The 12,030-nt window shown below is 35.6% G+C and carries 15 protein-coding genes and 1 pseudogene; 5 read left to right on the forward strand and 11 right to left on the reverse strand.

Annotation, left to right across the window (positions count from 1 at the left end; genetic code table 11):
• Nucleotides 1–10: 10 nt before the first annotated feature.
• From ACJ5H0_RS11355 to ACJ5H0_RS11380, 6 genes are all read right to left on the reverse strand, one after another.
• Nucleotides 11–1,660 (reverse strand): DNA repair protein RecN, encoded by a 1,650-nt coding sequence (locus tag ACJ5H0_RS11355; protein WP_411249646.1) that lies wholly within the window; start codon nt 1,658–1,660, stop codon nt 11–13.
• A 73-nt stretch (nt 1,661–1,733) separates the two neighbouring features.
• The gene (porD, locus tag ACJ5H0_RS11360; protein ID WP_411249647.1) at nt 1,734–2,639 is read right to left on the reverse strand and encodes a type IX secretion system protein PorD; all 906 of its coding nucleotides are present in this window, start codon (nt 2,637–2,639) and stop codon (nt 1,734–1,736) included.
• A gap of 36 nt (nt 2,640–2,675) precedes the next feature.
• Entirely contained in the window at nt 2,676–3,881 is a 1,206-nt protein-coding gene (coaBC, locus tag ACJ5H0_RS11365; protein WP_411249648.1) for a bifunctional phosphopantothenoylcysteine decarboxylase/phosphopantothenate--cysteine ligase CoaBC, read from the reverse strand.
• 122 nt (nt 3,882–4,003) lie between these two features.
• Nucleotides 4,004–4,327 (reverse strand): DNA-directed RNA polymerase subunit omega, encoded by a 324-nt coding sequence (locus ACJ5H0_RS11370; protein ID WP_034681463.1) that lies wholly within the window; start codon nt 4,325–4,327, stop codon nt 4,004–4,006.
• A gap of 41 nt (nt 4,328–4,368) precedes the next feature.
• Complete coding sequence (locus tag ACJ5H0_RS11375; protein WP_411249649.1) at nt 4,369–5,364, reverse strand: outer membrane protein assembly factor BamD; 996 nt, start codon at nt 5,362–5,364, stop codon at nt 4,369–4,371.
• Between the two features lie 99 nt (nt 5,365–5,463).
• Complete coding sequence (locus tag ACJ5H0_RS11380) at nt 5,464–6,057, reverse strand: TetR/AcrR family transcriptional regulator (protein ID WP_411249650.1); 594 nt, start codon at nt 6,055–6,057, stop codon at nt 5,464–5,466.
• Between the two features lie 145 nt (nt 6,058–6,202).
• Here ACJ5H0_RS11380 and ACJ5H0_RS11385 point away from each other — a divergent pair, with 145 nt between their 5' ends.
• The 5 genes and pseudogenes from ACJ5H0_RS11385 to ACJ5H0_RS11405 all read left to right on the forward strand — a co-directional run bounded on the left by ACJ5H0_RS11385 (nt 6,203) and on the right by ACJ5H0_RS11405 (nt 8,606).
• The gene (locus ACJ5H0_RS11385; protein WP_411249651.1) at nt 6,203–6,568 is read left to right on the forward strand and encodes a TatD family hydrolase; all 366 of its coding nucleotides are present in this window, start codon (nt 6,203–6,205) and stop codon (nt 6,566–6,568) included.
• Entirely contained in the window at nt 6,549–6,821 is a 273-nt protein-coding gene (locus tag ACJ5H0_RS11390) for a TatD family hydrolase (protein ID WP_411249652.1), read from the forward strand. The genes ACJ5H0_RS11385 and ACJ5H0_RS11390 overlap by 20 nt, the downstream gene beginning before the upstream one ends.
• Nucleotides 6,814–7,533 (forward strand): annotated as a pseudogene (locus ACJ5H0_RS11395) (tRNA threonylcarbamoyladenosine dehydratase); the annotation flags it as partial. The gene ACJ5H0_RS11390 and the pseudogene ACJ5H0_RS11395, both read left to right, overlap by 8 nt.
• Nucleotides 7,534–7,539: 6 nt before the next feature.
• The gene (gene rnpA, locus ACJ5H0_RS11400; RefSeq protein ID WP_411250341.1) at nt 7,540–7,914 is read left to right on the forward strand and encodes a ribonuclease P protein component; all 375 of its coding nucleotides are present in this window, start codon (nt 7,540–7,542) and stop codon (nt 7,912–7,914) included.
• 83 nt (nt 7,915–7,997) lie between these two features.
• Complete coding sequence (locus tag ACJ5H0_RS11405) at nt 7,998–8,606, forward strand: DUF4126 domain-containing protein (protein ID WP_273650117.1); 609 nt, start codon at nt 7,998–8,000, stop codon at nt 8,604–8,606.
• A gap of 27 nt (nt 8,607–8,633) precedes the next feature.
• On the opposite strand, the gene ACJ5H0_RS11410 is transcribed toward ACJ5H0_RS11405, so the two are convergent.
• Genes ACJ5H0_RS11410 through ACJ5H0_RS11430 form a run of 5 tightly spaced genes read right to left on the reverse strand, consistent with a single transcriptional unit; the run spans nt 8,634 to nt 12,029 of the window.
• The gene (locus ACJ5H0_RS11410; protein WP_411249653.1) at nt 8,634–8,816 is read right to left on the reverse strand and encodes a hypothetical protein; all 183 of its coding nucleotides are present in this window, start codon (nt 8,814–8,816) and stop codon (nt 8,634–8,636) included.
• A gap of 9 nt (nt 8,817–8,825) precedes the next feature.
• Nucleotides 8,826–8,978 carry a hypothetical protein gene (locus ACJ5H0_RS11415; RefSeq protein ID WP_411249654.1) on the reverse strand — a complete coding sequence of 51 codons (153 nt, stop codon included), beginning with the start codon at nt 8,976–8,978 and terminating at the stop codon, nt 8,826–8,828.
• Between the two features lie 13 nt (nt 8,979–8,991).
• Nucleotides 8,992–10,788 (reverse strand): putative sodium/potassium/calcium exchanger, encoded by a 1,797-nt coding sequence (locus tag ACJ5H0_RS11420; RefSeq protein ID WP_411249655.1) that lies wholly within the window; start codon nt 10,786–10,788, stop codon nt 8,992–8,994.
• Nucleotide 10,789: 1 nt separating this feature from the next.
• Nucleotides 10,790–11,341 carry an LptE family protein gene (locus ACJ5H0_RS11425; RefSeq protein WP_172281388.1) on the reverse strand — a complete coding sequence of 184 codons (552 nt, stop codon included), beginning with the start codon at nt 11,339–11,341 and terminating at the stop codon, nt 10,790–10,792.
• Nucleotides 11,331–12,029: a hypothetical protein gene (locus ACJ5H0_RS11430; protein ID WP_411249656.1), complete on the reverse strand. Its 699-nt coding sequence runs from the start codon at nt 12,027–12,029 to the stop codon at nt 11,331–11,333. The genes ACJ5H0_RS11425 and ACJ5H0_RS11430 overlap by 11 nt, the downstream gene beginning before the upstream one ends.
• Nucleotide 12,030 lies beyond the last annotated feature (1 nt).

Below are 12,030 nucleotides of genomic sequence, written 5' to 3' on the forward strand. Positions count from 1 at the left end.
GTTACAAAACTCAGCCTATAAGCTCTTTGGCCTGTGCTAAAGCCGCTTCGGTGATTTTGCTTCCAGAAAGCAATTGGGCAATTTCATTTAACTTTTCATCTTCATTTAACGGGATAATCGTAGATTGTGTCTTTCCTGCAACATCCTGCTTTACCACTTTGTAATTATTATTTCCTTTGGCCGCTACTTGTGCCAAATGAGAAATCACAATGAGCTGCATGTCTTTTGACATTTCCCGCATCAGATTTCCTATCTCTTCAGCAACTTTTCCAGAAACTCCGGTGTCAATCTCGTCTAGGATAAGCGTAGGAAGATCATCACTTTCCGCAATAATCTTTTTTACAGCAAGCATTACCCTTGATCTTTCCCCTCCGGAAATAGCCGTCTGAATAGGACGTAAAGGAAATCCTGAATTAGCCTGAAATAAAAGCTGGATATTTTCTTTACCAAAAGCATTAAAATCCGGCACTGTCTCTAGCTCTATATCTACTTTTGCCTTTTCAAGTCCTAATTTCTTTAAAAGCTCTTCTGCTTTTTTGATAAATACAGGAATACTTTTTTTCCTGTTCTTGGAAAGTTTTTCAGAAAGGGATAGAAGCGATTTTTCTTTCTTTAAGATATCTTCCTTAATTTCACTGATCAGACCTTCCAGTTCGGATGCTCCTTTTTGTTCACCCGCAAGCTGATCCCTGATTTCTTTCAATTCGCTGACATCTGCCACATTGTGCTTTAAAAGCAATGCATTCAGCTTATTGTTAAGTTCAGAAAGCAATGCCAGATTTTCAGGATTGATTTCAATTTTTTCAGATTCATTTTCAAGCTCCGAGATGATATCTTTAATTTCCACGAATGATTCATCAAGCCTTCTATCGAGTTCAGAAAAGCTATGCGAAATATCCGCAATTTTTGAAAGCTTATTTTTAGCTTCATTAAAAAAGGATAAAATCCCTATTTCTTCCTGATGAAATCTTGATAAAATCTGAACAAGATTATCAGAAATCATTTCCGCATTTTCCTGAATCGAAAGCTGGCTTTGTAATTCTTCATAATCAATATCATCCAGTTTCAGATCTTCCAGCTCATTCAGTAAAAATAATTTGTAATCACTTTCTTTGTTGTTTTCAGAAAGCTGAATTTGCAGTTTTTTAAGTTGCGCTTTTAAGCTTTGAAATTCTAAAAACTCGTATTGATAATCTGAAATCAGCTGTTTGTTTTCAGAAAGTCCGTCTATGATTTTAAACTGATATTCCGAGGTAAATAGATTGGAAGTTTCAAATTGGGAATGAATATCAATCAGCTGGGAAGAAAGTTCTTTTAAAACATCCAAAGTCACAGGAACATCATTAATGAAAGCCCTAGACTTTCCGGATGGCAGGATTTCTCTTCTGATAATGGTCTGATGCTCATAATCCAGATCGTTCTCTATAAAGAATTTTTTAAACTGGTTATCCAGAGAAAATTCGGTTTCTACAATACTTTTTTCTTCTGTTTTAGAAATAGATTTCAGATCTGCTCTTTCTCCTAAAATAAGCCTCAAAGCACCCAGTATGATCGATTTCCCAGCACCCGTTTCACCGGTAATCACCTGCAATCCGTTGTGCAAAGAAACTTCAAGAGTATCGATTAAAGCAAAGTTTTTAATAAAGATTTTCGAAAGCATAAATTTCCAGCAGATTAGTACTGCAAATATAAATTTTAGAATTAAGAATTCAAGATATTTATGTTCTTAAAATTTATTTCCACTTATTCCATTTATCATTAAACTTAGGTGCAAAAACGATCATCATCTGCTTAAGATCATTTAAAACTATTCCTCCGTTGTTGTTAGAGTTGAAAATATTAAAAATTTCATCATTCTTTACTTCAAGGAAAAGATTCAATGCATAATTCTGCTGGAAACTATTTTCATACGTTTTCAATTGCATCAGTGCATCGTATATAATTTTCTTAGGCTGTGTCTGATCCTGGTTGTATAAGTTATCTAATCCGGCTCTGTGATAAGTATAGTATATGGAGCGCAACTGACTTAAGTTAGGACCTGTTAGCTGACTGATCAGAACACCTCTGGTTCTTGGCCCCTCACTTCCGATCTGTGCCCAGCCTTTGTATCCTCTGTTTTGTGCATTCTGCGCGATTTGTTGTGCTTTTGCAAACCACTGTGTCCCTCCCATTGATTGAAAGCTATCGGCATCATAACCTAAAACAAGGTATACATAGAAGCTGATGACGTCAATAAGATTTTTACCCGAGAATTGCCTTTCGTTGAATATCAGGTTTTCATTTTCAACATATTCAAATTCGAAATTGGTATCCTGCAAGTTGATGAGCGGAGATTCATAATTCGAATTGTAAACGGGACGAACTGCCTGAACAACAATATTTCCCCCATATTTGTTTCCATCTTTGGAAGTTAATACAATCGCAAAATTGGATTTTATTTTTTCAAAATTCTGAAGCTTTTTTCCCGTCCAGCTGGTATTATTAATAAAATCTTTAAGACTTTTTTCCAACGTTTTAAACGCCTGCTGATTACTTCCTCCCAACTGTTGGGAATTTACCTGCACGGTAGACAGTAATTCCTGAGAAAAGCTGACGTTATATATGAAGAGCAGTAAAAATAAACCTATTAGTTTTTTCATTATCTATTAAAAATTGAGAACGGAAATTTATTAAAATTATTTTAAAAGTTGATCCTCAACGAAATTCAGAATATCTTTAGCTACATCCTCTTTTGATTTCAAATCAAATTCTTTCCTCTCTGTTTTGGTAAATATCCTTATTTTATTGGTGTCATTTTTAAACCCTGCCCCCGGATCACGAAGTGAATTGAGCACAATCATGTCAAGATTCTTCTTCTCCAGTTTTCCTTTAGCATTTTCCTCTTCATTCTGAGTTTCCAGAGCAAACCCAACCAAAAACTGACGAGTTTTCTTCTCTCCCATCGTTTTAAGGATATCCGGATTTTTCACCAATTCTATTGTAAGATTTTCATCGTTCTTTTTGATTTTCTCCCTGGCGACCTCTTTCGGGGCATAATCCGCTACAGCAGCACTTGCTATTGCAATGTCTGCATTTTCATAAAATTCAAATACTTTATCAAGCATTTCTTTCGCGGAAACCACTTTATGCAGCTCTATATTAGGAGAGTGGATAACCTGAGAACTTGGACCGGATACAAGAATCACTTTAGCACCTCTCTTCGCGGCTTCTTCAGCCAATGAAAACCCCATTTTACCGGAAGAATGATTTCCTATAAACCGGACAGGATCAATAGCTTCATAGGTAGGACCTGCCGTGATCAAAACTGTTTTTCCTTTGAAAATTGTGTTGTCACCGGCTGCAGCAAAAAAGTTATCAACGGTTTTGAAAATAGTGTCAGGTTCCGCCATTCTTCCCTGGCCCACTAGACCACTTGCAAGCTCTCCGCTTTCTGCCGGAATAACAAAGTGTCCGAAATCCTCAGCCAGTTCCAAGTTTTGTTTTGTAGTTGGGTGGTCGTACATATCAAGATCCATTGCAGGGGCAATAAAAACTGGGCATTTCGCAGACATATATGTAGCCAGCACCAGATTATCACACATCCCATGGGTCATTTTGGCCAACGTATTTGCAGTGCAGGGAGCAACGATCATTACATCCGCCCACAATCCCAATTCAACATGGCTGTTCCAGCTCCCATTTTCATTATAAAAATCAGTAAATACAGGCTTCCTGGATAATGTAGAAAGGCTTAGTTTGGTAACAAAATGTTCGGCATCAGGTGTCATAATAACCTGCACTTCCGCACCATTTTTTATAAAGTCTCTTATCAAAAAGTGAATTTTGTAAGCAGCAATTCCTCCAGAAACGGCAATAAGAATCTTTTTTCCGGAAACACTCATTTAGTTTTAATTTTTTAAAACACTAAATTACTTATTTTTTCCCACAACAGGTTTACAAACGACAAAGGTCATAAAGAAATTATTCCCTTATGACCTTCATTTATAAAAAATACAAATGATTTTTATTTTCTTTCTTCAGTTTTTCTGAAGTACACGTCTTCGTTCAACCATTCTTCAATTGCAATAGAAGTTGGTTTTGGAAGTTTTTCGTAATGTTTGGAGATCTCAATCTGCTCTCTGTTTTCGAAAACCTCTTCCAATGTAGAATTGTGAACAGCAAATTCATCTAATTTGTTATGCAATTCAGTACGAATTTCTGCATTAATCTGCTCTGCTCTCTTTCCCATGATAACAATAGCTTCATAGATTGAACCTACTTTATCTTCAATCTTGTCTTTATCGTAAGTAATTGTATTTACTTCTGCTTTTGTATCTTTTACACTCATTTTGAGAAAATTATTTATTTATAAGGTGGCAAATTTACGAATTATCTTTTGATTTTGAAAGTGGCAGCCGGAGGAGGTGTTTGTAACGCAGCACTATCCCTCTGAATCTGTAATGCTTTCTTTTCTGTAGCGACCTGATCTTTGATCTGCTGATCGGTCTTTGTTCGTGCTTCCAGCTTCTCAGCTTCTTTCTTTTGCCTTGCTGTTAATGTTGCCAATCTGGCTTCTGTCTGCTTCTTAACAACTGCAAAGTTTTGCTTTTCTTTATCCAGCTTCTCTCTAAGATCTATTGCTGTTTTAGAATATTCTGTGTTCGGAAGCTCTTTTTCTACCTGCCTTGTAAATGCTATTGCGCTTTCAATACGTTCTTCTTTAAGTCCGTATACTGAATTTTGTGCAAGCAAATAACGGGACTTCATCATATAATCATAGATTTTCGGACGAAGCTTTGTACTTGGAAAATCTTCCAACACGTTTTCCAAGGCAACAGTGGCTGATTTATAATCACCCATTTTATAGTATTGTCTTGCGTTTTCGTAGGATTTAAATTCCAGTTTATAAGTCAGCTCATCAATAAGCTGGTTGATATTTTTAGATCTTTCAGAATTTGGATAGTTGTTAAGAAAGTCTTGTAATTCATTGACTGCCAACTCGGTACTCGACTGATCCAGGTTGTAATCCATAGATCCTTCATAGTAACATAGTGCAGACATATACGCTGCTTCCTCAGCTCTCGGGTCTTTTGGAAAACTTACTGCAAAGTTTTTGAACTGGTGTCCTGCCAACTTATAGTTCTTATCATAGTAGTTTGCATAAGCCGTATTAAATCCAACATTCGGAAAGTCATCAGTCCCTGCAACTAGGTTAGCAAGCCTGTCATAAAGAGCCAAAGCATTTTTCCATTTCTTTTTAGCAAAATTTTCATTAGCTGCTTTTAAGATGAAGGCTTTATCAGCACTTTTCAATGCTTTTTCCTGCTGACTCGCGCATGATGAAATTACAGCTATGGCAAAAAGACCTAAAATATATTTTTTCATAAAAAATTCAACCGTTATTGGATTATTCCAATCTATTAATTTGCAAAAATATAACTTTTTTATCAATAGATTTTTTTTTTATGATTATTTAACGTAATTTTAGTCTGCAGCGTATCCTAATATTGCAAAAACACTCAATAAAAGGTTCATTCTGATTTTTTTCTCCGCTTCTTTAGCATAAGCTTCCTCATTTTTACTCGGTACATATAGTTCATAGAAATTCTTATTTCTAATGACAAATAATGTGGATCCCAGAATCGTTGTAAGGATATCTTCTGGCTTCGGAGTAAATGTAAAAACTCCGGACGCAACTCCTTTTTTGATCACCTCATCCAGTTTTTTTACAAAAAGCTGATAAAAATCCAGCAATTCAACTTTCAGGTTATCCGTATGTCGAAGCTCCTGAGTAACAAAGCCATGAAAATAATTATATTTAAATAATTGTGATACAATATATTTTATAATTTCTTTCATCTGCATCTCTGGTTTACCGTCTTTAATGGTATCAGCAAATTCCGAAAAATTTTCTCTGGTCTTTAGCACTCTGTACTGATAGAGGTAAGACATCATTTTTTCCTTGGACCCAAAATAATAAGAGATCATGGCTACATTAATGTTTGCTTTAGAGCAAATGTCTCTTACCGATGTTCCTTCATACCCTTTTTTCGCAATAAGCTCCTCCGCAATATCCAAAATATGGATCTGTTTTTCGGTAAATTTTTTTTTTCATAAAGTGTCGCTTTTGAGTAAAGTTAAGAAATTTTTAACATATTTATAAACGTTTGTTTAAGAATTTTAAATTAATTCCAAATTATAGTATTTTTGATGATGGAATTTTTTGATTTTCACCATCATAAAAAAAAATGTCTGCGACGGTATCTATAATCTGGATATCGGAGATACTATACCCAGTACATTTTATTCTGCGGGTATTCATCCAAAAGATATTGATCCGGACAAGATTGAAGAGCAGTTCAACTGGCTGGATTCCGTTATTCATAACAATTGCCTTACTATAGGAGAATGTGGCCTTGACAGCTTTGTTCCGGTTGATATGAAAATCCAGGAAAGCGTATTTTTAAGACAGATCAAATTGGCGAATGAATTAAAAAAGCCGATGGTTATTCATTGTGTCCGAAAATTCTACGAAGTCATTTCATTAAAAAAAAAAGGCAGAACAGCCTATGATTATTCATGGTTTTAATAAAAAACAAAGCATCGCTGAAGATCTGCTAAAGAATAATTTCTATTTGAGTTTTGGAAAAGCTGTTTTGTATAATTTATCTTTGCAAAATATTTTGAAAATTACTGCTTTAGATAAAATCTTTTTAGAAACCGATAACGATGATTTTAATATTGAATTATTGTACAGCAAAGTTTCGGAAATAAAAGGTATTTCTCGGGAAAACTTAAACAAACAAATTTTAGAAAATTTAGAGACGATAAAAAATGGATAAGTATTGGTTGGAAAGAACAGAGCTTCTTATTAAGGAAGAAGGACTCGAAAAGTTGAATAAAGCGACTGTTCTTGTAGTAGGATTAGGTGGAGTAGGCTCGTTTGCCGCTGAATTTTTAGCAAGATCCGGGGTCGGAAATATGACGATTGTAGATGGCGATACGGTAGATATCACAAACATTAACAGACAATTACCGGCATTACATTCTACTATCGGAAAGCACAAGGTTGAAATCGTTGCTGAAAGACTCTTAGATATTAACCCAAAACTTAATTTAATAACTATCAATGAGTTTTTAAATCCTGAAAGAATGGATCAGATCCTTGATGAAAATAAATTTGATTATATTCTCGATTGTATTGATAGCGTAACTCCAAAGCTTACATTGTTAATTGCTGCAAGAAGAAGAAAAATTAAGATCGTAAGCTCTATGGGAGCGGGTGGAAAAACAGATCCAAGCAAAGTAATGGTGAGAGACATCAGCAAAACCCACAACTGTTATCTGGCCAAGCAGGTTAGAAAAAGGCTTAAAAAGGAAAAAATAAATAAAGGCATCCGTTGTGTTTTCTCTAATGAACTTCAAAATGAGGAAAGTTTGAAAATGACAGATGGAACAAATTACAAAAGGTCTTTTTATGGGACTATCAGCTATATACCTGCCATTTTTGGATTGTATGCAGCGGCAGAAGTTATTAATCATTTAGTAAAAAAAAGGCTAATGCAGAATTTCAGATACCCAAAGGAGGAAAAACTCAAAAAGACCAATGACATCACCTTGCTTTTCGAAAAAGGTAAATGGAGAACCAATGGGAATCTGAGAATTATTTTACTTAAGGACAAACCTAATTTACCTGTTGAAGTTTCTAAATTCGGGGTTTCCGTATCTAAAAGGTATTTTAAAAAAGCAGTTCACAGAAACCGCATCAAAAGATTATTGAGAGAATGCTATCGCTTACATAAAGATCTTTTTAAAGAATCTTTTGGAGAAAAGACGATGGCCATGCTTTTTTGGATCTCCCCTGAACTTCCGCAAAAGTTCCAGGATGTAGAAGCCCAGTTCATCAAACTATGCCAGGCTCAGAAAAAACAGTAAACTCCTCATATTTTCTGTAATTTTCAGATAAGCTTACAATAGTTTTTGTAACTTTAGGGAACACAACCAATTTGAAAATTAATATGTTAGACAATATTCCCTATCTCCCTTATGTATTAAGTGCATTCATTGGCATTGGCCTGTCCGCAGCAACAGGCTTCAGGGTATTCCTTCCTCTGTTTGCCGTAAGCCTGGCATCCTACTTACACTGGATCCCTATGAATGATCAATTTGAATGGCTTGCCGGGCTCCCAACGCTTATTACAACAGGCATTGCTACGATCGCGGAAATTTTAGCCTATTATATTCCATTTATTGATCATCTGCTGGATACACTGTCTGTTCCATTGGCAACTATTGCAGGATCCATCCTTTTCGCAAGCCAGTTTGCCGATTTTGGAACATTTCCGCAATGGGCATTGGCTATTATTGCCGGAGGCGGAACTGCCGCAACAATCAGTTCCGGATTTGCAGGAATCAGGGCTGCCTCCACAGCCACCACAGGAGGCTTAGGCAATTCTATTGTAGGGACCACTGAAACAGCAGGTGCAGGAATTATGTCCGTTCTGGCCATGGCCGTTCCTGTTATTGCGGCTATACTGGCTGTTATTTTAGTAATTATGGTAATTGTTATGGGACGTAAGGCCTGGCGAAAATTAAAACGCAGTAAACAGACTATTGATAAAGTATAAAAAATACAGAAGGCTGAATATGAGAATTCAGCCTTCTGTATTTTTATTCGAACGAACTGTTTTATAAATGGCGTAAGCAAAAGGGAAAAAAACCGATGCATAAGACATTTTCAGCCCTTTATAAAACTCTTTTGGAGGATAAAATAAAAATGAAAGCAAGAATCCTAAAACAAGAAATCTAACAATCTGTACTATTACTCTCTTATCCATTTTTAAATTTTAATTTTTCCCTCTTATATCTTTTACTTCCTGTATTTTATCTTCAAAATACGATTTCTTTTCAGGATGTTTACCTGCTAATATTTCAAAAGCTTTTATTGCCTTTGTATATAGTTTTTGTTCAATATATAATCGTGCAAGTGTTTCCGTCATTAAATGTGAGATATCATCGTTTTTTTTCTTTTACAACGAAGTTGCTCTCATCTTTTAACTGGCTTATTTTAGGATTATTCTCAATGAATGATTCAATCACTTTATTTTTAAGCTCAGCTTTATCCTTTTCAGGATCTTTCTCAGTACGGTCTATCTTTAACCAACTCTGCCATGTATTGATAAATCCCGGAACATTGCTGTCAGCAGGATCCGCAGTGGCCTCTTCCACATGAGGTTTCTCAGATGCAAGATCTTCCGTATTGTTATCCTTTTCTTCATCATTCTTAGTAGCCATCGTCCAGCTTGAAATATCTGAGCTGAAGAAAGAAACATTCATCACAGGGGCTTCTTCTTTATTTTCTTCTACAGAAGCTGCCTGAGATATTTCTGATTCTTCCTGAACGGGTTCCTGCTCTTCTATATCCTCTTTAACAATCTGGTGCGTTGTCTCTTCTTTTGGTGCTTGTTCTTCTTCAGGAAGTTCTGCCGATACAATTTCTTCTTTTGGTTGAGAAACAGGTGCCGGTTTATTGATAAGTGAATCTGGAGTATGGGATTCGAAACTCATAGGCTTCCATTCTGATTTCACTTCTGTGGCAATTCGAGGTTCTGATTCTTCCTGGTGAGCTTCAGCTTTGATCTCTTCTGAAGGATTAGTCACTTCGTGCATCCGTTCAGCTTTCTGTATCTCTTCCGCTTCAATTCCTTTTTCAACTTCAGGATGAAAACTCTGCGTTTCTGAAAAATTAATATCACGACTCAGAATTTCTGGTTCCGGATCTCGTTTTTCCTCAGTGACAGCCTTAGTTGCCTTCATTTTCTTTTCTACCTCTTCAATAAGCCTTCTCATTTCTTCTTCGTGCTTATTGAATCCCTGTTGCGCAACTTCAGCAACAGCAAGCTCATCGTTGCTGCCAGATTCAATCTTCACTTCTGGCATAAAGGAATCAGTACCATGGAAACTCAATTCCGAATCATCGGTTACTCCTTCTTTTTCAACAGGAGATGTAATCTGATCCTCATTGATTATTTCTTCCGGGGTGTAAGTTTGTGACTCAGGTTCAGTAAAATCCTGATTTTCATCCGGAGTAACCTCTGTCTCTTCTGTATCCCGAACTTCAATAATTTCATCTTCAGAAGAAGTCGCCGTCTCTATTTCCTCTGCATTTATTTCTGGGGACTCTTCTACTTTATCTTCTTTAGCTGCTAATTGCTCAGTAATTTCTTTTTCTAAAGGTAAATTTTCAGGGAGTATTTGCTTTTGTGTAACTATCGTTCCTGATTCCAGCGTAGATTCTAAGTCAATTGTTTCGATATTGTTATCATCAAGGAAGTTTTCCTCTCCTTCAAACAAAATTCTGTTTCTCTCACCGTTTACATAAATATGTTTAATTTCCGGAAGCGGTGTCGGTAGCTTGTTAGTTGCTTCTTCTTTAGTCTGTATCTTCTCAGGTAGCTCTTCCCTTTTGATTGGGAAGCTTTTGATTGGGAAGCTTTTGCTTTTAGGGAAATACCTTGAAGCATTCTCTTTATCCGTTACCACTTTATTTTCAGGAGCTGCAGGTTTCGTTTTTTCCTGAATTTTACCATTTATAAGCTGATAAAGGATCTTCTTATCAGTGGTATAAGCTGCAGTTGTAGACAATTCCTTCTGATAGTTTTCCTGATCATAAAGATGGATACCATATAAATGTAAAGCTCTTATATTCTGAATGTAGGGAAAAGAATTAATTTCTTCTTTCAAAAGATGAAGATCTTCCGATTGAATATTTTTGGGGTTCTTTAATAATTCTAAAACTCTGCTATTCATCTTACCAGTTAGCTACAATATCGTTAAATATCTTATTAATGATTCTTTCGTTTACAATTTTAACCTGCGAGGTTTCTATCGCACTTTGAGACAAGCTGCTGTTGAATACAGCTTCATCTGAATATGTACGGTCAAAACTCAGGTCAGGATGAAGTTTATTCTCATAATGCACTTTTACAGTGATCGTTAGCTTATTTTGAGATTCTTGTATAACTCCTCCCGTAGCCGTTGTCTGAGTATTGGAGCTAATAGTAGTAGGAGTAATAGAATAGTCTGTAATTTCTCCTTCCACTAAGATGTCCGCATTCTCTTTTGTTCCTTTTAGTGTCGTTCTTTGTAGAAAACGATTTTGAATATCGGTAGAAAACTGCTGAGATAAAGTAGGATTTACTAAAGCCGCATTATTGGGAAATTCATTAATCTGAATCGTTTTCTCGTCTTTTAAAGACGATCCGGTAAAACTATAACACGAGTTTAGGGTACTTAAGCAAAGTAACAAAAACCCAACAATTTTCAGGCGCATTATACTGATATTCTTAATGTTAAAATTCATTTTTCGTTCCGATTTCTTTTATTTCATCATATTCTATCTGCTGGATTGCATCCTCAAACGCAAAGTAATGGGTTGTATAAAAATAAGGCATTGTGATAAAAATACCAATACCACAAAGAAGTATTCCTATCTGGGACAGAAACCAAACAATAATCGCAAATAAAAAGATAGTCAAGAGATTATTCCTAGTCATAATCCTCGACATGATCCATGCTGTTTTTATATCATTAACCTTTTTAAGAGATATGAGCCCCGGAATATAAAACCCAAGTAAAGCTACAATAAAAACAGCAATTACAATGAGGAATATATAAAGGACCATAAATAATCCGAATGCGGGCGGAACAGCATCTCCATCCACTACAGAAGTAAAAGGAATAAAAATAAACATTGGAATATAAAGAGCGAAAACTCCACCTATAATGATCAGCTGTACGATAAAATAAGGTAAAAAATCATCGAAATTAAAAATTTCACCTACACTTGCTTGTTCTCCTTTATTGACTTTACGGCAATATTTGTAAAAATTACCCATTGCCAGTAGTCCACAAAAAGGTATAATTGACATTATCATACACAAAATGTAAGCTACTATAAAATTCCCAAAATCTTTCTTTAAAAGTTCCAGGCCTTTGCTCAGGTATTCGTTTAGTTTAAATTCGACAGGCTTTGCCTTATTATTCATCATA

The organism is Chryseobacterium proteolyticum, assembly GCF_046591535.1.
Taxonomy (GTDB): Bacteria; Bacteroidota; Bacteroidia; order Flavobacteriales; family Weeksellaceae; genus Chryseobacterium; species Chryseobacterium proteolyticum.

Coding starts and splice junctions, on each gene's coding strand:
- ACJ5H0_RS11355 (WP_411249646.1), bottom strand. CDS start 1,660: ATGCTTTCGAAAATCTTTATTAAAAACTTTGCTTTAATCGATACTCTT.
- porD (WP_411249647.1), bottom strand. CDS start 2,639: ATGAAAAAACTAATAGGTTTATTTTTACTGCTCTTCATATATAACGTC.
- coaBC (WP_411249648.1), bottom strand. CDS start 3,881: ATGAGTGTTTCCGGAAAAAAGATTCTTATTGCCGTTTCTGGAGGAATT.
- ACJ5H0_RS11370 (WP_034681463.1), bottom strand. CDS start 4,327: ATGAGTGTAAAAGATACAAAAGCAGAAGTAAATACAATTACTTACGAT.
- ACJ5H0_RS11375 (WP_411249649.1), bottom strand. CDS start 5,364: ATGAAAAAATATATTTTAGGTCTTTTTGCCATAGCTGTAATTTCATCA.
- ACJ5H0_RS11390 (WP_411249652.1), top strand. CDS start 6,549: ATGATTATTCATGGTTTTAATAAAAAACAAAGCATCGCTGAAGATCTG.
- rnpA (WP_411250341.1), top strand. CDS start 7,540: ATGCAGAATTTCAGATACCCAAAGGAGGAAAAACTCAAAAAGACCAAT.
- ACJ5H0_RS11405 (WP_273650117.1), top strand. CDS start 7,998: ATGTTAGACAATATTCCCTATCTCCCTTATGTATTAAGTGCATTCATT.
- ACJ5H0_RS11410 (WP_411249653.1), bottom strand. CDS start 8,816: ATGGATAAGAGAGTAATAGTACAGATTGTTAGATTTCTTGTTTTAGGA.
- ACJ5H0_RS11415 (WP_411249654.1), bottom strand. CDS start 8,978: ATGACGGAAACACTTGCACGATTATATATTGAACAAAAACTATATACA.
- ACJ5H0_RS11420 (WP_411249655.1), bottom strand. CDS start 10,788: ATGAATAGCAGAGTTTTAGAATTATTAAAGAACCCCAAAAATATTCAA.
- ACJ5H0_RS11425 (WP_172281388.1), bottom strand. CDS start 11,341: ATGAATTTTAACATTAAGAATATCAGTATAATGCGCCTGAAAATTGTT.
- ACJ5H0_RS11430 (WP_411249656.1), bottom strand. CDS start 12,029: ATGATGAATAATAAGGCAAAGCCTGTCGAATTTAAACTAAACGAATAC.